Annotated in this window: 16 protein-coding genes and 3 pseudogenes; 9 read left to right on the top strand and 10 right to left on the bottom strand. The window is 59.9% G+C overall.

What is annotated here, in order from left to right; genetic code table 11:
• The 3 genes and pseudogenes from FJ930_RS27770 to FJ930_RS27780 all read right to left on the bottom strand — a co-directional run.
• Positions 1-245, bottom strand: a pseudogene (locus FJ930_RS27770) (ABC transporter permease); the annotation flags it as partial.
• Between the two features lie 104 nt (positions 246-349).
• Positions 350-1,291 carry a sugar ABC transporter substrate-binding protein gene (locus tag FJ930_RS27775; protein ID WP_140748570.1) on the bottom strand — a complete coding sequence of 314 codons (942 nt, stop codon included), beginning with the start codon at positions 1,289-1,291 and terminating at the stop codon, positions 350-352.
• A 384-nt stretch (positions 1,292-1,675) separates the two neighbouring features.
• On the bottom strand, positions 1,676-2,560 hold the full coding sequence (locus FJ930_RS27780; protein WP_140748573.1) for a MurR/RpiR family transcriptional regulator: 885 nt from the start codon (positions 2,558-2,560) through the stop codon (positions 1,676-1,678).
• A 188-nt stretch (positions 2,561-2,748) separates the two neighbouring features.
• Between FJ930_RS27780 and iolD the strand changes: the two genes are divergently transcribed.
• Positions 2,749-4,590, top strand: a complete 1,842-nt coding sequence (iolD, locus tag FJ930_RS27785; RefSeq protein ID WP_141840909.1) for a 3D-(3,5/4)-trihydroxycyclohexane-1,2-dione acylhydrolase (decyclizing) — start codon at positions 2,749-2,751, stop codon at positions 4,588-4,590.
• Positions 4,591-6,124: 1,534 nt separating this feature from the next.
• Positions 6,125-6,315: pseudogene (gene groEL / locus FJ930_RS27800) on the top strand (chaperonin GroEL); the annotation flags it as partial.
• Between the two features lie 151 nt (positions 6,316-6,466).
• On the opposite strand, the gene FJ930_RS27805 reads toward groEL, so the two are convergent.
• Both FJ930_RS27805 and FJ930_RS27810 read right to left on the bottom strand, forming a co-directional pair.
• Complete coding sequence (locus FJ930_RS27805) at positions 6,467-6,820, bottom strand: Rieske (2Fe-2S) protein (RefSeq protein ID WP_140748590.1); 354 nt, start codon at positions 6,818-6,820, stop codon at positions 6,467-6,469.
• Positions 6,821-6,831: 11 nt separating this feature from the next.
• On the bottom strand, positions 6,832-7,914 hold the full coding sequence (locus tag FJ930_RS27810; protein WP_140748592.1) for an amidohydrolase family protein: 1,083 nt from the start codon (positions 7,912-7,914) through the stop codon (positions 6,832-6,834).
• Positions 7,915-8,037: 123 nt separating this feature from the next.
• Here FJ930_RS27810 and FJ930_RS27815 point away from each other — a divergent pair, with 123 nt between their 5' ends.
• A complete protein-coding gene (locus tag FJ930_RS27815) occupies positions 8,038-8,895 on the top strand; it encodes a LysR family transcriptional regulator (RefSeq protein ID WP_140748593.1) in 858 nt (285 codons plus the stop codon).
• Between the two features lie 202 nt (positions 8,896-9,097).
• Positions 9,098-11,278 (top strand): EAL domain-containing protein, encoded by a 2,181-nt coding sequence (locus tag FJ930_RS27820; protein WP_140748595.1) that lies wholly within the window; start codon positions 9,098-9,100, stop codon positions 11,276-11,278.
• 647 nt (positions 11,279-11,925) lie between these two features.
• On the opposite strand, the gene FJ930_RS27830 is transcribed toward FJ930_RS27820, so the two are convergent.
• From FJ930_RS27830 to FJ930_RS27840, 3 genes are all read right to left on the bottom strand, one after another.
• On the bottom strand, positions 11,926-12,165 hold the full coding sequence (locus FJ930_RS27830; RefSeq protein ID WP_140748597.1) for a hypothetical protein: 240 nt from the start codon (positions 12,163-12,165) through the stop codon (positions 11,926-11,928).
• Positions 12,165-12,881: a Crp/Fnr family transcriptional regulator gene (locus tag FJ930_RS27835; RefSeq protein WP_140748599.1), complete on the bottom strand. Its 717-nt coding sequence runs from the start codon at positions 12,879-12,881 to the stop codon at positions 12,165-12,167. The genes FJ930_RS27830 and FJ930_RS27835 overlap by 1 nt, the downstream gene beginning before the upstream one ends.
• A gap of 216 nt (positions 12,882-13,097) precedes the next feature.
• Positions 13,098-13,343, bottom strand: coding sequence for a hypothetical protein (locus tag FJ930_RS27840; RefSeq protein ID WP_140748601.1), 246 nt, complete (start codon positions 13,341-13,343; stop codon positions 13,098-13,100).
• 146 nt (positions 13,344-13,489) lie between these two features.
• On the opposite strand from FJ930_RS27840, the pseudogene FJ930_RS27845 reads away from it, so the two are divergent.
• Positions 13,490-14,448: pseudogene (locus tag FJ930_RS27845) on the top strand (IS1595 family transposase); the annotation flags it as partial.
• Positions 14,449-15,304: 856 nt separating this feature from the next.
• Here FJ930_RS27845 and FJ930_RS27850 read toward each other — a convergent pair.
• Positions 15,305-15,766, bottom strand: coding sequence for a hypothetical protein (locus tag FJ930_RS27850; RefSeq protein ID WP_141840910.1), 462 nt, complete (start codon positions 15,764-15,766; stop codon positions 15,305-15,307).
• Complete coding sequence (locus FJ930_RS27855) at positions 15,767-15,976, bottom strand: hypothetical protein (RefSeq protein WP_140748606.1); 210 nt, start codon at positions 15,974-15,976, stop codon at positions 15,767-15,769.
• Positions 15,977-16,039: 63 nt separating this feature from the next.
• On the opposite strand from FJ930_RS27855, the gene FJ930_RS27860 reads away from it, so the two are divergent.
• The 4 genes from FJ930_RS27860 to FJ930_RS27875 are packed head-to-tail and all read left to right on the top strand — an operon-like array spanning position 16,040 to position 17,684.
• Positions 16,040-16,390: a hypothetical protein gene (locus FJ930_RS27860; protein ID WP_141840911.1), complete on the top strand. Its 351-nt coding sequence runs from the start codon at positions 16,040-16,042 to the stop codon at positions 16,388-16,390.
• Positions 16,333-16,773, top strand: a complete 441-nt coding sequence (locus FJ930_RS27865; RefSeq protein WP_141840912.1) for a hypothetical protein — start codon at positions 16,333-16,335, stop codon at positions 16,771-16,773. Before FJ930_RS27860 ends, FJ930_RS27865 begins: the two co-directional genes overlap by 58 nt.
• A gap of 10 nt (positions 16,774-16,783) precedes the next feature.
• The gene (locus tag FJ930_RS27870) at positions 16,784-17,485 is read left to right on the top strand and encodes an SOS response-associated peptidase (protein WP_141840913.1); all 702 of its coding nucleotides are present in this window, start codon (positions 16,784-16,786) and stop codon (positions 17,483-17,485) included.
• A gap of 10 nt (positions 17,486-17,495) precedes the next feature.
• Positions 17,496-17,684, top strand: a complete 189-nt coding sequence (locus FJ930_RS27875) for a hypothetical protein (RefSeq protein WP_140748615.1) — start codon at positions 17,496-17,498, stop codon at positions 17,682-17,684.
• Positions 17,685-17,747: the final 63 nt, after the last annotated feature.

Here is a 17,747-nt window from a genome sequence, read left to right on the forward strand (position 1 = left end):
CCGATGGCGATGATGCCGACGATCGACACTTGCAGGATGATGATCTGCAGGCGCGCCTCGTTGAAGATGCCGCTGACGTCGCTGCGCGTGTTGAACAGGAAGCTGTCGCCGAGAAAGATGCGGCCGATCGCCTCGAAGATGACGACGAGAATGACGAGCGCCAGGAAAACGTTGAATTCGGCCGGCCATGTGCGCTTCTTCGCGTCATAGCTGAGCCCGCCGACGCCATGAGATGTCTGTGCCAATCCTCTATCCTCCGTCAGCCACGGCCTTCCTCGCGTCTTTCAGACGCTGAGAAGGAGAGCGGCGCTGCCCTTAGCGTGGGAGCGCCGCTCCGTATGTCCGCCGCTCAGTTCTTCTTCAGGAACTTGTCGATGTTGGCCGGTGTAACCAGCTGGAACGGGACGTAGACCTTGTGTTCCACCTTCTCGCCCTTGGCGAGCTTCAGCGCCGCGTCCAGCGCGCCCGCGCCCTGGCCGGCAGCGTCCTGGAACACGGTCACGGCAAGGTCGCCCGCCTGCATCGCCACAAGCGCGTCCTGGGTGGCGTCCACCCCACCGACGATCACGGTTTTCATGTCGATGTTGGCGGCCTTCATCGCCTGGATGGCGCCGATGGCGCTTTCGTCGTTGTTGGCGATGACGCCGTCGAACTTCTTGCCTGTCGACAGCCAGTTGGTCATCAGGTTCTGGGCCTGGTCGCGATCCCAGTTCGACGTCTGCTTGTCGATGATCTTGATGAAGTTGCACTCCGGGGTGGCGATGACTTCCTCGATGTCCTTGGTGCGCTGCACGGCGGCCTGGTTGGAAAGCTCGCCCATGATCACATAGACATTGGCTTCCTTCTTGCCGGCTGCCTTGAACAGGCGGCAGACTTCCTTGGTTTCCAGCGTGCCGGAATCGGCTTCGTTCGAAGCGACGAAGGCCTGGTTGTCCGGCAGCGTGTTCACATTGACCGGCTCGCGATTGACATAGACCAGCGGGACCTTGGCGGCGGCGGCGGCGTCCGACATCGCCTGGGTGGCCGAGGTGTCGACCGGGTTGACGATGATGGCGTCGACGCCCGAAGCGGCGAAGTTCTTGATCTGGTCGAGCTGCTTGGCGACATCGTTCTGCGCGTCCTCGACCTGCAGCTCGACACCGCTCATGCCCTTGGCCTGCGCGATCATGCCATTGCGCAGCACGGTCAGGAAGTTGTCGTCGAACTTGGCCATCGATACGCCGATCTTGGCGGCCATGGCGGATGAACTCATCAGCGCCGCGAAGGCGACGCCCAAAAGCAGTTTCTTCATTGTGTTTCTCCTCCACTTTTGGTGTCCGGTTGCACCGATCTATCCGGAATCCCCGATCTCCCCGGGGAATCTCTCCCTGATATCGTTTCGGGTCCTGAAGCCACCATCCGGAGATTGGATGACAAATGAAAAGGATTGCCCCGCACTGAAGGAGCGGTCCTCCTTAACCGGTCCGCAACGATAATTGCAGAACAGGGATATTCTGCAACGATTTGTGAGTCAATTCGTTTTCATTTTTCAAAACAGAGACACGAATTGCGAAACTCATTGCGAGGGCAGACCGCAACGTCTGCCTGTCTGCAATCGAAATTATGCTGCCACCGCCAACATCTCTGTCATGCTGAGAGGCAAGAAGAGACCGGAAGCCAACCTGCGACGTAGGAGCTATTGCCCGGTGACTATCGGGATGCGCGGGTCAACGCCGTTGTTCTGCAAGCGCGCCGCCAGCGCTACGGTCAGCGCCTGGGCAAGGCACATCGGGGCTGCAAGCGATCTTGAGAAAGTGTATTCGTGCTCGGGCACCGCAAAAAGCACGCGTGCGCCCTTGGTCAGCGGCGACAAGGTGCTGTCCGAAATCGCCACGATGGGGATGCCCCTGCTGGCAACTTCTTCCACGACATTCACGACCTCGTTTGCATAGAAGCGAAACGACACCGCGAAAAGCACATCCTGCGGGCGGATCGCACGGGCCATATGCGTGGCCAGCCCGCCGCCAGGGTCCAGCAACGTGCATCGCTTGCCCAGCATCGTCAGGATGTAGCGCAGGAGTTCGACCACCGGCGCCGAGCGTAATTGCCCGATGAGATAGATGACGTCGGCTTTCTCCAGAAGGTTGACGGCTTCGGCCAAGTCCTCCGGCGGGATAGCTGTCAGCATCTCCTGCAGCGAGGCGATATCACGGACCACCAGATCGTGCATCAAAGCGAACTCACTGCGGTCGGTGCGCCCCCCCAGTTCCGTCTCCAGAGCCTTGATGCGCGCTTCAAAGCCGGGCGCCGCGGTGGACAATCGCTTCTGGAAAAGGGTTTGAAGATCCTTGAACCCCTCATAGCCCAGTGCCTGGCCAAAGCGCACGAAGCTCGATGCGTGAACGCCGCTGCTTTCCGCGATCGCGTTCACGGATCGCACCGCGACATCATTCGGGTTCTGCGTGAGGTACAAGGCAATCTTTTGGTATGACTTGCTCATTTGCTCATACCGATCGTGGATCAAGCGGATGAGTTCCTCATAGTCCTTTGGCGCTTTGACTTTCTCTTCCACGACCAGCATCCTTGCAATTTTCGTTGCATGATGGCTTCTTTGCGCTGGGTTTACCAGCGGAGAATTCTGGCTCAAAAAGCGGGGATCCGGCTCTGCCGTTGCAATCTATGCAATGGCACTTGCAAAAAAGTCAATTCTGCAATACGAATTGAATTCGTCATTCGGCATGATGTTGCCGCGATGCCCGGAGGAATCAAATGTCAGTGGTCCGTCTGACCATGGCGCAAGCCCTGGTTCGCTATCTTTGCAATCAGTTCACGATCGTCGACGGGGAGCGGGTACCGCTCTTTCCGGGCGTCTTCGCCATCTTCGGGCACGGCAACGTCACCTGCCTATCGGAAGCGCTGGAGGCGGTCCAGGACCGGTTGCCCACGTGGCGCGGGCAGAACGAGCAGTCGATGGCACTCGCCGCAATCGGTTTCGCAAAAGCCAAGCGCCGCCGCCAGATCATGGTTGCCGCAACCTCGATTGGCCCCGGCGCCCTCAACATGGTCACCGCCGCCGGTGTCGCACATTCGAACCGTCTGCCGGTGCTGCTGCTCTCTGGCGATACGTTCATCAATCGCCGCCCCGACCCAGTCATGCAGCAGGTCGAGCATTTCGGCAATCCGACCATCAACGTCAACGACGCCTTCAAGGCGGTTACTCGCTATTGGGACCGCATCGTTCATCCCGAAGGCATTATCTCCTCGCTGCCCCAGGCGGTCGCCACCATGCTGGATCCGGCCGATTGCGGTCCGGCATTCATCGCGCTGCCGCAGGACGTGCAAGAGATGGCCTGGGATTATCCGGAAGAATTCTTCGCCGAGACCGTGCATGCGATTCCGCGGCCGCGACCCGACGCCAGCCGGCTGGCCGAAGCAGTGAAGCTGCTGAAAGGGGCAAAGCGCCCGCTTATCATTTCCGGTGGCGGCACGCGTTACTCCGGCGCCGAGCAGGTGTTGGCCGACCTCGCCCTGATCCACGGCATTCCGTTGTGTGAGACGATCGCCGGCAAAAGCACCGTCAGCCACAATCATCCCGCCTATGTCGGTCCAATCGGAATCGTCGGTTCGACCTCCGCGAACGCACTGGCCGCTTCGGCGGACGTGATCGTGGCCGTCGGCACGCGTCTGATGGACTTCACCACCGGATCCTGGAGCGCCTTCGCGAAGGACGCGAAATTCGTTTCCATCAACGCTGCCCGCTGGGACGCGACCAAGCACCGTGCCCTGGCGGTCGTAGGCGATGCCTTGGCCTCGCTCAATGAGGTGGGGGCGGCGCTGGAGGAGTGGCAGGCGCCAAAGGAATGGACCGAGAAGGGCCGCGTCGAATTCGCCAAGTGGAACAAGGCGCTGGACGGGTACCAGCAGCCGACCAACCAACCTGTTCCCAGCTACGCCCAGGTCATCGGCATCGTGAACGCTCGCGCAGGCGAGCGCGACCTGGTCATCACGGCCGCGGGCGGCTTGCCGGGCGAGGTTATGAAAAATTGGCGCGTCAAGGCGCCCAATACATTCGACTGTGAATTCGGCTTCTCGTGCATGGGTTACGAGATCGCCGCCGGCTGGGGTGCCGCGCTGGCGGATCCCACGCGAACCCCGATCGTGATGATCGGTGATGGCACCTACATGATGATGAACTCGGACATTTATTCCACGGTCCTGTCGGGCCACAAAATGGTGGTGATCGTCTGCGACAATGGCGGCTACGCCGTAATCAATCGCCTCCAGAATGCCAAGGGCGCTGCCTCCTTCAACAACCTGATCAAGGATTGTCGCGTCAAGGAGCCATTCAGCGTCGATTTTGTGAAGCACGCCGAATCGATGGGCGCGCTCACCCGGCGCGTCGACAGCCTCGCGGACCTCGCGCAAGCCGTCGATTGGGCCCTCGGAACAGACCGGACGACGGTCATCACGCTGGTGTCCGATGGTTTCACCTGGACGCCTGGCGATGCCTGGTGGGATGTGGGTGTGCCCGAGGTAAGCGCCAGGCCGCAGGTGCGGGAAGCGCACGCGGAACAGGCTCAAGCTCGCAGGAAGCAGCGCGTAGGCGTCTGACTTCGTCACAATCCAAAGGTGAAATCTCATGGCGTTTGTCGAGTTGCGCGACGTCGCGAAGAGGTATGGCTGAATCCCGTTCTCCAGGGTCTCAGCCTGTCCGTTGATCGTGGAGAAACTCTTGCCCTCGTGGGCGAGAATGGCGCCGAGAAATCGACCTTGATGCGCATTGTTGGCGGCTATGTGCCGCCGACCGCAGGCACCGGCTTGATCGACGAACGTTCCCCCTTCCCGCGTCCATTCAAAGCGCCGAGGATGCCGGCATCGTCCTCATCCACCAGGAATTCTGCCTCGCGCGGACCTGACCGTGGGAGAGAATATTTTCATCGGCCGCGAACCGCGTCGCCATCTTCTCATCGACTATCGTGCGGTTCTGCGAGGAACGTGGCGCCGCGCATCAAATGCGGCAGGTGCAGGCGATTTGGGCTGATGACGAATATGAGCAATGGCGGCTGCACTGCTTCGCAGATCGGGCCGATAGTGCGCGGCCCCTACAAAAAGGCGCCTCTCCAGCTAGGCCCTGCGACGCTTGGACAGCGCCCGCAAAAGGTCCGCCTCCTCCTGTATCCCGTCCTCAAAAACTCGGAAGACTTCCGCAGCCAGATATTTCCGCTGCTCCCTGTCTTTTTTGGCTAGCCGTCGTTCATGGCACAGTCGATTAAACACGCGCTGGAGCATCTCCAAATCAGCGGGACAATACACACCACTGCAATGCGACAACGACATGCCCGCCGCCCTAGCGAAGCTTATAAGTACTATCTCACACAATGGGTTGGATGCGAAGAAAAACTGTGTCCATTATGGAACGGATTCGGGGGACTATTGATCTCTGAGGTAGGTGGTCGACCCTTTAGAGGTGTAGCCGCTCGGAGGAAGCCCATCGCTTACGCTCATTAGCTGCGCCGGGCTTTCTGGATTCAGCAAGCTCAAGGCCAGCAGGTTCAACCAGGATCGAGCGGAAAGCCCCGCCGGCAGAGACCAGCGGGGCTTAGGTTTGGGCGGATGGTTCAGGCGCCCGAGATTGGCACCGATACCACAATGACCTGGGCGGTGATGGGTCCGAGTGGGGACCTCCGGCAGTTCCCGCAGGCAGGACCCGCCCCGGGGGACCGTTGAAGGAGTGACGATCCATCTTCCGAACTTGGTGATAGCGGAAATATTCCGAACGCATCGCATTGGCTGGCTGAGCTTGGCCCGCGCTCCTTCCGCAGGAGGCACGGGCCGGCCGAGTTGCCCTCGGCCAGCGGCGCGTCTTTGGGGGTGGCATCGCCGCCGCAGTGCTAACAATCGACTGTCGGCGATGTTCCCCGAACAAACAAGAAGCCCGCTGCCGCGGGGCAGCGGGCAAGGTGGGGAGTGTGCTGGGGTCAACCAGCACGGGTTAAACGGGCGGCAGCGGGGTTGGTTGCGGACGCGTGAACGAGCCTTTGCGTAAGGCCCCGCCTCTCACAGAACGTCAGGATGGAAATAGATTCCGTCCAAGCTACGCGACCAGTGAACGCCCGATTCGGCGAGACGTTGCGGCAGATGGTGGAAGGTCAAGCACAACCGGCAGATGCTGGGCCGCGCCAACAAGGTCGTGATCGAGAAAGAGAGCACGACCATTGTGACGGCGTCCGCCGAAAGGAAGAAATCCAGGGCCGCGTTGCACAGATCAAGACGCAGATCGAGGAAACGACGTCGGACTATGACCGCGAAAAGCTGCAGGAGCGCTTGGCCAAGCTCGGCGCGTCCCCGAGGGAGCTTGACTACGCCAGAAACAGGCGATCCGTCGCAAATTGTGCCGCATTGGCAAAAAGCGATGAAGCGCATAAGGCAGCCGCATTGGCGAACGATGCCCAACCGCTCGCCAAGGCGGCCGTCGGCCGCTGGCTACTCAGGCCGTGACATAAATGCCCCCGGCCTCGACGGTGACTGCGAAAGTCCGCGCGCGAACGGATGGGTTGACCAGAGCCGCACCTGACTTGATGTCGAATTCCCATCCGTGCCAGGCACAGCGAACGATTTCGTTCTCGCGGTGATAGATGAATTGGGGTCCCTCGACGGGAGCGGTCGTTCCGCATTGCGGCCCTTCGCAAAGCGGGGCGCCGCGGTGAGGGCAGACATTCAGCACCGCATGGAAACTGTCGCCAATCCGGAACACGCCGATCGACAGGCTGCGCACCTTGGCGATGAATGGCGTCCCGACCTGGATGTCGTCGGCGCGACAAATATACGTCTTCTCGGCCATCTCGGTCCTCGTCACGCTGCGGCGGCGGCTTGCGGGCGGGGAATGCGCTTATACACCTCGAGCGCATTCTGGCCGAGGACCTTGCCGCGCCATTCCGGCGGGATGTGCAGCGTGTTGACATCGTCGTAATCCCAATGCGGGTAGTCGGATGCAAACAGCAGCGTGTTCTCCCCGTCCATCGCCTCCAGCATTGCCCAGAGATGTTTGACGTTCGATGGTTGCTCCAAGGGTTGGGTAGAGAAGCGTATGTTGCGTCGGCAATATTCCGATGGCAGCATTTTCAGCCATGGCGTCTCCTTGCGGAGGGCTTTGTAGTCGGCGTCAAGTCGCCAAAGCACCGAGGGGACCCAGGCAATGCCGCATTCGATGATGACGAAGTAGAGATCCGGCCATTTCTCGAACACACCATGCGCGATCATGCTCGCGACATGCGACATGGCCGACATGTGAAGGATCGCATGGGTCTCCCAGAAGAAAGTGGTGGGCGCGGGCGCGACGGCGTTCCAGTTGATTCCGCCATGCCCGCCAAGATGTATGGCGAACGGCAAGCCGACCTCGGCACAGGCCTCGAAGATCGGGTGATAGAACGGATCGCCATATGGCCGGACCGAGCCCTGGGAGGCCAGAACTTGCGCCATCCGGGGATGCGCGCCAAGCCGCCGGATCTCCGCCGCCGCAAGGCGTGGCTCCTGCGGCGCGATTACGATGGAGCCCATGAAGCGGCTGTCTTTCGGCAGCCATTCATTGATCTGGTAGTCATTATAGGCGCTTACCAGCGCGCTGGCGTAGTAGGGATTTGCCAGCGTCGAAGCTTCGATCGGCTCGTCCCCGGTAAGGATCGCAACTCCGATATCGTATTTGTCGAGGTGCTTGTCCTTCATGATCAGGTAGTTGTCCGCCTCGACCTTCGGCCGCACATCCTTGCGGGAGAAATCCTGTGGATGAAACCAGGGTCGATGGCCGTGCGGAAAGGCGCCTACCGGGCCGGTCTTCTCGCCTTCGATGAACATGTCTTTCCAGATGCCGGACAGGTAGGGCTCCAGCACCGTGGCGCTGGACCAGTAATTGTGGCAGTCGCAATCGATTATGAACACTTTTCCCTCTTTGATGATGTGGCGCCGAACGCCTTCGGTTCTGCATCAAATTTCCGCCTTGTCAGTGTTTGGATCAAGCGTATGATCGGGCCGATACGATCGTAAAAATCGATTGGTTTGCCTATGCAATTGGAACAGGTCGAAACCTTTCTCGACATCGTCGAGTCGCGGAATTTCAACCGATCGGCGGAGCGCCTCGGGCTGACGCAATCGACGGTCAGCAGCCGCATCAAGAACCTGGAATCCGCCGTTGGATCGGAGCTCTTCCACCGCGGCCGGGCCGGCGCCGAGCCAACCGCGGCAGGGCGGCGTTTTGAGGCCTACGCGCGCTCGATGCTGTCGACATGGTCCCAGGCGCGTCACGACGTGCGCGCCTTCAATAGATTCGAAGGGAGCCTGCGGGTCGCTGCCCAGGTCGGGATGACCCGCTCGATCCTGCCAGGTTGGCTCGAAACGCTGCTGCAAGTCTTGCCCAAGTCCTCGATTCATGTCGAATCCGACTATTCGCCCCAGATGATATCGGATCTGAGCCTGGGAAACCTCGATATTGCCGTGGTTTACGCTCCGCGCTACCTTCCCGAGATCGCGTATGATCAACTCATGGTCGAGGAATATGTGATGGTCTCTACGACAGCGCGCCGGCTTTGCGATGTCAGCCCGGACAATTACATCCGGCCCGGTTACACGGTGGCGCTTGAGAAGGCTCATGCGGAAGCGCTGCCAAACCTGACTGCCTGCCGGCTCTCGATGGGCTCGGAGACGCTAGCTGACAATATGCTGAGACGGGCCGGCGGCACATGCTACATGCGCGCCGACGATGCGCGTCGCTTCGCCGCCGAGCGGCCCTCTCACATCGTGGAAGAAGCTCCAACGCTCCATCAGCCGGTCTACACGGCAGTCCTCGCGCGACGCCGGCATGAGCCGATCATCAAGAAAGGCATCCGCGCGCTGCACCTCGCCGTCATGTCGCTGGAAGGGTGATCGATAACATCGATCGTAAACGCCCACAGTACGCCCTGTATCGAATGAAGGCCTGCTCGCAATCTCGGCCCGTCAAACGCGAGCCGGCGACGAACGCCTTGAGGTCCTTCTCCCCTTCCTGCCGATCCGACCTATAGCACAGTAGCAAATATGGACTCGCCGAAGTGAGTTATTCTTAAGACTTGCATGGCATGCTCTTGGGGTGGATGAGGCAAAAAAAACTATCCCGAACGCGTCAGGTGAAACGACCTTCCGGTACGGCAAGGGCGAGGCGCTGCTGCACAATTTCGTAGAAAACGCCACGATCCCGACGTTCCTTTTCGATACTGACGGGAAGATCGTTTACGCCAATCGAGCCGGAAGCCATGTCCTTGGGTACGGGCCCGAGGAATGTATCGGAATCCACTTCACGACAATCGTGCATTCCGACGACCTGACGTCAGCGCGCACGCAGACCGAAGATCTGATTGCCGGAAAGATCCATGGATATCAAGCCGAGCGACGGTATATCCGCAAGGACGGCACGACCATTTGGGCTTTGACATCCGTGTCACTGATGCCTGCCGACGGGGATCAGGCTCGCTTCCTCTCTGTACAGGCGGTGAATATCGACGGCCGAAAACGCGCTGAGGCCGCACTGAAGGAAAGCGAACGCCGCCTGCAAGTGGCGCTGGACGCCTCCCAAATTGGGGTGTTCGAGGGCGACCTGGCAACTGGGGAGCTGTTTTGGGACGACAGGGCGCGTGACATTTTTGGGATTCCACGCGAGCGGAAATCCCTTCACGCCGCCGACTGGGAGAATGCCCTGCACCCCGAAGATGCGGCAAAGACGCTTGAGGCGATGTCACGCGCCATCGAAGAGAAGGGAACGTTCAACGGGAAATTTCGCATCATCAGGGCCGACGGTGAAATCCGTACTCTTATGTCGCGCGCAACTTACTTTCAGGACGATGGCGCAACACCAAAATTCATCGGCGCAAATTGGGACATCACTGACGAAGTCGCCTTGGAACAGAGGCTCAAGACGGCAAAGGCCCTTGCCGAGGCTCGCAACGTCGAACTGGAAGCCGCCAAGGCCCGGATCGAAACCCAGGCCCTCCATGATGCGCTGACCGGACTTCCCAACCGGCGCTATCTCGACCAAATCTTGAGCCAGTACCGCAACCGGCCGCGCCTCCCGGGCGACGGTTTGGCATTGCTCCACATCGATCTGGATCGCTTCAAGCAGATTAACGATACGCAGGGACACGCGGCCGGCGATGCCGTGCTGGTTCACGTTGCCCGGCTTCTAAGTGCCAAGGGCGGAGCGCAGCATTTCGTCGCGCGCGTTGGTGGCGATGAATTCGTCATAGCCTGTTTCAATGGTGCCGACGCCCATCGCCTCGCCGGCCTTGCCGATCAGATCATCGCCGAGATCCGACAGCCGGTGCCATACGAGGGGCACTTCTGCCGCTTGGGCGCAAGCATAGGCATCGCCCTCGAGACGGGCGCGGACATCGATGCGCTTCGCGTGCTGATAAACGCCGATATCGCGCTCTATCGGGCTAAGGGTCGCGGCCGCAACCGCCATGAATTCTTTTCAAAGGCGCTGCAAAGCGAAATTGAATCGACCAAGCATATGGCCGATGAAATTCTCAGCGGTATCGAGCAGGGCGAATTCCACCCCTATTATCAGCCGCTCCTCAACGCTACTTCCCTCGACATCATTGGGGTCGAAGCGCTTGCGCGCTGGCATCATCCGAGGGAGGGAGTCCTAAGTCCGATCCGGTTCCTCCGGATCGCCGAGGATCTCAATGTCTTGGCTGCGATTGATCGCAGCATCCTGCAGCAAGCAATGCTCGACCTCGACCAATGGCAATCCCAAGGCATTGCAGTACCCACTGTATCGGTCAATGTCTCGTTCCGACGCCTGAGCGATGACCGCTTAATTCCCAGCCTTCGCGAACTCAATATCAGGCCGGGTGCGATTTCGTTCGAATTCCTCGAGTCAATTTTCCTCGACGAATTTGACGATGGGGTCGAATGGAACATTGATGCAATCAGGGAGATGGGTATAGGTATCGACATAGACGATTTTGGCACCGGCCATACATCGATCGTCAGCCTGCTCAAGCTCAAGCCGCGCCATTTCAAGATCGATCGTCAGCTCATCGACCCCATCGTACGCTTGCCCGAACAGCGGCGCCTGGTTGCCTCCATCATCGACATAGGCCGGTCGCTTGGCATTAAAGTCGTCGCCGAGGGCGTCGAGACGATGGAGCAAGCCAGGATTCTGAGAGAATTGGGCTGTGACATCCTGCAGGGATTCGCCTTCGCCCGGCCGATGCCCGCTGACCAACTGGCGAGCTGGATTGGCGGTGAAGGATGGCGAAAGGCCTCGTAGGCCCGGCGTACTAGGCGCCAGGTGGATTGGTCGTCCCGGGGCTGCAAGCCGCACAGGGTCGATTGTTGGACGTTAGCCCGTAGAAACGGGATGGCTATCCGCTTAGGGGCGCCAAGGAGACGTCTTTGCGACTTGCTCCTCGTTCTGGATGGTTCACCTACCGTAGTGAGGTCAGGAACCGGTGGTGTCGGTGCCGTACGAGATGACGTTCGACGATCTCGCCACCCAGGCTTTCGAGAAGGCGCAGACCATGCAGGAACCCGCGGGCCGCAAGCGGTGAGCTATCGGGATTTGTGTTTCGGGGTGTGTGCCAGCGCCTGCCGCGAACTTCCGCATGGGGTGCTGTGGGCCTGCCGCGTATGGGATGTCCAGGCCAGCTCGCAGGGACTGTCGCGGTCACTCTGATCGGGCCTCCGTGCCTGACGACTGGCGTTCACAGCGACGTCGCGCCAACTGCATCGCGCGGTTCAGGAAGCAGTCGAGGCCGCCGGCATCCGCAAGCGCATCAGTCCGCACACTTCATCGAGCGCTACCAGTCGAAGACGGACGCCTGGCGCTAGTCCTTGCCGAAGTGGCGACGAAATCAATCGCAGAGCGCCGCGTCGTGACCACCAGCGAGATCGGATAGCGAGCGAGGGCATTTGGCCCTAGTGGCGGGTTTCCGAGCAATCGGCCGCTATTGCGTCAAAGGCGGCGGGCACATTATGAATGATGCAGGCTGCAGCCCGCATCTCCTCCAGATTGTGGTGGGTGGCCTTGCACGCCGGCATCAGTGTTTCGATTGCGCGGAACGCCTGTGCGATGGGATAAGAAGTAAGCTCTGCCTCTGGAAAGGATATAGCCCTCGCCGCTCCTTCAAACGTAATGGTGTGAAATGTGTTGGTCATCAAGACTTTCTCCCTGAACCCAAAGCGGCAATCCCGAACTGACGTTGCTCCTCCTCCCCATAAGCTCCGTGTGTGAGTTTTATCATGCCGGCACGGTCGATAATCGTGATCTCGCCGCGCTTGGCATGGATCAGCCCTCGGTATTCAAGCATTTGCAGGGCTGTTGTTACGCCGGGACGCCGAGCGCCAAGCATGGTGGCCAGAAATTCGTGCGTCAGGTAGATTTTTCCCTCGCTCCGGTCGTGGACCATCAGCAACCACCGGGCCAGCCGCTCCTCGATTTTTGAATGTCCGTTCACCAGCGCCGTTCGGGACGACTGCACCAGGAATGCATGGGCGTAGCGAAGCAGCGACTCGCCGAGAGTTTGGCTTTGTGCAATTGCGGCGCGAAGATTTTCAACCGGCAGGCACCAGCCATTGCCGGCGACTTGGATGTAGGTTTCGTTGGGAGACCTGTCTTGCCCGAGAATGATCGCGACTCCCGTCATACCGTCGCGGCCGATGATGCCAACCTCGCTCTGCCGGCCTCCGGTCATCGTGGCGACCACAGACGCGATACCCGTCTCCGGAAAATATACGTGCTCGATAGGCTGGTAGGAATCTTCCAGCGGGGCTTTGATGGCCAGTTCGACGTGATGCATCGACGGCTGTAAAAGCGCGAAATCCTCTGGAGATAGAGCTTGCAAAACATGGTTGCGAAGAATGGATTGAGGCATGGCTCTTCTCCCTTAACGGGCAAGAGCGCGTACCTCTTACTGTCGGCAGCATCCGATATGACTAACGGCCGATCTGAAAAGCATAGGCCCTAAGCGGCCGGCTGGCAAACCCTCACGCCCTTTGCGTGGAATTCGATCGATTCCGCCGAAATTCTGTAAAGTTCAGCAGTCCAACAACTCGGCGGTGTATAGGACCGGCCATCACTCATTTGGACGCTATTTTCGCGTGATCCATTCCAGCAATTGGGAGTCGACCTCTTGGGTCCGGGTATAATCTCGGATCAAAGTTGTCGCGTAACCCTGCCATTGATCTTCATCCAAGCCAAGATGAGTGACATAAATCCTAAAGACCTGACGCAGGACAACGCAATCCAGAATGGATATCTTCTCCTGCTGACGATCCCTTGCCATCGCGATTTCTCCCCAATCACGAAAATAGTAGGGCAGCAGATAGACTGACAAGGGTCTTGGTCTCAATCCGTACAATCGAAGCGCAGCCTGTCACGACATCTTTCATATATTCTACCGCTTATCCCGTTCGCTCAGGTGGTAACCATATCTAGCGATTGTTGCCGACGGATCGCCTCGCCTGCCATATTGGCGTCGACATGGGCGAGGCGCTGTTTCCGACCCGGTGGAAGAACGACAAGCCACCGTCGATCGAGGAGTTCGTGGAGACTTTCCGCGACGATTACGCGTGCGCGGACTACCTCTTCAACAAGGGCTGGCCGGGCGGCTTCACATGCCCACAATGCAGTTCCAGGAAAGCATGGCGCCTCGAGGTCCGACCGTGGCTTTTCGAATGCGCAGGCAAATGGGAGAGGCCTGGGTGCCGGAAACAGACTTCCGTGATCGCTGGGAAGTCATGCAGGGCACGCATCTGCCGCTGCGCAAGTGGTTCCTGGCGGCGTACCTGATGGCGACGCACTCCAATTCCATTTCGGCGCTGCAGCTCCAACCTAAGCTGGGCGCCTCCTACAAAACCGCCTGGCTGGTGCTCCACAAGCTCCGGCGGGCAATGGTGAACCCCAACCGGACACCGCTTTCCGGAACTGTCGACGTGGACGAGTCCGCCATCCCGTATCGGCGCAAGGAGGACGCGCTGGAGAGGGGTGGCGGCAGCAGCACAGCCAACCAGATATGGATCGCTGGGGCGGTCGAGACGGTCGGCAACCATGGCGTCGGACGCATCAGGCTCGCGCGCATCGCGGATCGGTCGGCTCAAAGCATCGTTCCGTTCGTGGTAGCCAACACCCTTCCCGGATCGGCGGTGCGGACGGACTCCCTTGCCTCGTACCACAAGGTGCCCGGCCGTCGCCTCAGGCAGGTCAATCTGAGCAATAGGACGATGCCCGCCCACACCGTCTTCAAATGGATTCACGTCGTTTTTGCGAACCTGAAGCGTTGGGCGCTGGGCACATTCCATGGCTTCCGGGAGAAGCATCTTGACGCTTACCTCGGCGAGTTCGCCTTCCGCTGGAACCGGCGGCGCCATTTTCACAGCGCAATGGACACGATGCTTGGCGTCGGCCAGCGCATCGCTCCCGTTACGCACCGCGGCATCGTCGGCGATACGACGCAGTGGAAGAAAGAGCACATACTGCAGCCGCCTGCGTCGCGATTGACGCCAATCCTGGATCGTTTTGGAAACCAGTTGGTGCAGGCCGTGAGAGGGCGAATGCCTTCGCCACCCTCCAGACGAATGAAGGTGCTAACGCGGTCGACATGCAACTACAATAGGTGTGTCTCTGTTCCGGAGGCATGAGGGCGCCTGGAGGGTTCTTTTCAGAGCAGCCTTCGTAGAACGCTTTGGAGATTCGGTGGACTTGGTTCGAGTAGTCTTGCCAGATGAGGATCGACATGATGGCAATGAGGACAGCGTAACCGGGCACCAGCGCACAGCCGAATGACGACTTGCAGCGTTTCGTTGGCGAGTGCCAAACTCGGAAACGGATTTGTCGATGTTTCGCGTGGCCACGCGTGGCTTTGCGCCGGCCCAAATCGATCGTGAACGCCAAGCCCGGCTTCTCGGCTAGAAGCGGGCCAGCAAAGGGAAGGCGCCGATCAAGGACGACGAACTGCCGGAGTAGCGCTCCCTGAGCAATGGAGCGGTATCGCATGTCCCGGAGTCCTTGCCTGCGTCCGAAGCGTCCGCCGGGCCAAAAACTGCCGGTCAAGGCTGGCATGGGCGTAGCGGCTCTGGCGTTGACGGGTGGATTCGGTCCGCTTGCTCTCGACAAGCAGCCAGTTCCCTCGCCGGACATAATCTCCCCTATCGGGAAGAGCATGGACGAGCTACGCGATCATAGATCGGCCGGCATGCGCGACCGCTGAGGCGAGGCAGAAGGCGGCGATCACGCCACAGCCGGCGAACCGGAATGATTATCAATGCACTCCCGGCGTCAACACGGACGGCTGGCCGCTCAATTTCTTGGCAGCTTGTGAATTTCCAGCCGCACCGGTCCGCCCCTATCGCAACTCGTGCAAACGAGGGCGCGTTCGACTGTGCTGAAAAGAGCGTCTTTGCCATATCGGCGGATCAGCGCCGCCGCCTTCACTTCGGCATGATGCGAGCAGGTCCTGCACCAGGCTCGCAGCTTGTGCCATTCCCGAAGGTCGGCGAGCGAGACGTCCAGTCCAGCATGGATGCTGCCGTCGATGATCGTCTGCGGTGGGATCTTCACCTCACCAGGTGCGATGATCTTCTCCATAACGTGGCGGCTGTTGTAGTGGATCAGCAGCATGCCGGGCCGGCGCCGGATCGCTGCTTGCCAGGCAGCTTGGCTGACCATCGCGTCGGGGGACCGGGATATCGTCTCGAGGTGCGTCTTTTGCTCGCGATCCCAAACCTCGATGCGGAAATTGTCTTCGGCCGTGTCCCCCATCTAGGCGCGTGCCTTGTGCCAGCCGCGGGAAAAGCCGCTCGATATCGCTGCGCGCGACAGGGCGAGGTCGCGCTCGAGTTCGATGTTCCTGGCGAGGACAGTCAGCAAGGCAACCAGGGCATCGCCACCGGCTGCCGCCAAGGCGTGCTCCGCTGCCACTTCCAATTCCGACATAGCTTCGCCGGTCGGCGCTTCTTGGCGCTTTCCCATAGCCCTATCCTGTTCAGGTCCAGTGACGAATAAGGAACATATTCCTGTTCCGTCAAGAGCCTATTGACTCTCGTGTTCTCATTTTGTTCACTGCTGCAGGCAGGATGGCCACAGGAGGCAGTCATGCAGCTTCGATTGAACATAGAGGGCGCGTCGTCCGATGAGATCGCGCATGGCATTGCCGCCGCAGAGGCGGTTTTCGCGCGGGCAGGTATCAGCGCCGAAGCCGCCGCGGACGGGATGTTTGCCCTTGAAGGTTGGGATATCCAAGGCTTCCCAGACGATGAGCAGATGAGCGAGGAAGAAGACGAGGCCGCGTCAGTCTGGATGGAAGCCAACAAGGCCGCCATCGACGCGTGCTGCGCCTGCTGGCTGGAAAAGCCTGGCAATTATCTGATGCTGGAACTGGTCTAGGCGTGGTCAAGCGCACCCGCTCGATCCCGACGCCGTCGATCATCGATCGCAGATGGCCGCACCAGGTTGCGTTGCCCGACGACATCTGCACCGAACGGAACTTCACAAGGATCGCAAGGTTCTGCGATAAGATGAGCGCCGCGCCTCAAATTCGGCGCGTGCAGGCGATCTGGCCTGATGGCAAATATGAAGAATGGCGGCTGCACTGCTTCGCAAATCAGGCCGATGCAAAAGCGTTTCTTGACCACTTCGGCGGCATCATATTCGATCCAGCCAAGGACCGCGAGAACGGCCGAGCAATGGGCGTCTGGCGCCGAACCGGCGAATACGAGCGCATTCTGGAACTTGGGCCGCTGAGCGTCCCCGAGAGCCTGCGATACTAGGGGCAACGAGATGTGCAACCTCTACAACATCACCACCAGCCAGGAAGCGATCCGCCAGCTCACGCGGGCCATGCGCGACATCGCGGGCAATTTGCAACCGTCAGTCGACCTCTACCCCAACCAGCCCGGCCCAGTGGTGCGCAACGCGCAGGACGGCCAACGCGAGCTTGCCAATCTGCTGTGGGGCATGCCGACGCCGCCGGAGCGCGTGAAGGGAAAAGCGGATTACGGCACCACCAACATCCGCAACCCGCAATACGGACACTGGCAGCGATATGTCGGCGTTGAGCATCGGTGCGTCGTCCCCGTCACCAGTTTTGCCGAGCCCTCCCCTACACCCGGCGACAAAGACCCGGAAACAGGCATCCAGCGCAATGTCTGGTTCGCCCGCAGCCAAGACAAGCCGCTCTTCTTCTTCGCCGGCATATGGACGCAATGGCAGGGTATCCGCAAGGTCAAGGACGGCCCTGGTGATTTCGAGCTCTATGGCTTCATGACCACGAAGCCCAACGCGCTCGTCGCCCCGATTCACGAAAAGGCCATGCCGGTCATCCTGACCATGCAGGAAGAGATCGAAACCTGGCTTACCGCGCCCTGGCCGGAAGCGAAGGAGCTTCAGCGCACCGCGCCGGATGACGCGCTGATCATTGTCGAGAAGCCGGCGACGCAGATCAAGTTCCCACAGCAGCCGGCGCAAGGATCTCTCTTTTAGGAGGCATGCAATGGACCACATTGTCAGGCTCGACAGTCGGCAGGAGGCAGCGCTACAGGCGGCGGCCGACAAGTTCGTCGCCTTTCACAAGGGCGACGTCATGAAAGCGCTGAAGGAGATGATGGTGCTGAATGGTCATTTGCAGCAGAAGCTCGATCAGCTGGGTGCACCACGGGCGACCCGCAGAGCCTGTCGGTGAGCGACGAGCCTATCAAACTCGCAGATGGCATGGCGGCGGCGCGGGAACGGGGGCGCATAGAGA

This window comes from Mesorhizobium sp. B2-4-15 (assembly GCF_006658505.1).
Taxonomy (GTDB): domain Bacteria; phylum Pseudomonadota; class Alphaproteobacteria; order Rhizobiales; family Rhizobiaceae; genus Mesorhizobium.

Excerpts from the sequence above, each read along its gene's own strand:
- FJ930_RS27805 (WP_140748590.1), bottom strand. The coding sequence starts at position 6,820 with ATGGCCGAGAAGACGTATATTTGTCGCGCCGACGACATCCAGGTCGGG.
- FJ930_RS27780 (WP_140748573.1), bottom strand. The coding sequence starts at position 2,560 with ATGCTGGTCGTGGAAGAGAAAGTCAAAGCGCCAAAGGACTATGAGGAA.
- FJ930_RS27830 (WP_140748597.1), bottom strand. The coding sequence starts at position 12,165 with ATGACCAACACATTTCACACCATTACGTTTGAAGGAGCGGCGAGGGCT.
- FJ930_RS27835 (WP_140748599.1), bottom strand. The coding sequence starts at position 12,881 with ATGCCTCAATCCATTCTTCGCAACCATGTTTTGCAAGCTCTATCTCCA.
- FJ930_RS27855 (WP_140748606.1), bottom strand. The coding sequence starts at position 15,976 with ATGGGAAAGCGCCAAGAAGCGCCGACCGGCGAAGCTATGTCGGAATTG.
- FJ930_RS27775 (WP_140748570.1), bottom strand. The coding sequence starts at position 1,291 with ATGAAGAAACTGCTTTTGGGCGTCGCCTTCGCGGCGCTGATGAGTTCA.
- FJ930_RS27875 (WP_140748615.1), top strand. The coding sequence starts at position 17,496 with ATGGACCACATTGTCAGGCTCGACAGTCGGCAGGAGGCAGCGCTACAG.
- FJ930_RS27850 (WP_141840910.1), bottom strand. The coding sequence starts at position 15,766 with ATGGGGGACACGGCCGAAGACAATTTCCGCATCGAGGTTTGGGATCGC.
- iolD (WP_141840909.1), top strand. The coding sequence starts at position 2,749 with ATGTCAGTGGTCCGTCTGACCATGGCGCAAGCCCTGGTTCGCTATCTT.
- FJ930_RS27870 (WP_141840913.1), top strand. The coding sequence starts at position 16,784 with ATGTGCAACCTCTACAACATCACCACCAGCCAGGAAGCGATCCGCCAG.
- FJ930_RS27815 (WP_140748593.1), top strand. The coding sequence starts at position 8,038 with ATGCAATTGGAACAGGTCGAAACCTTTCTCGACATCGTCGAGTCGCGG.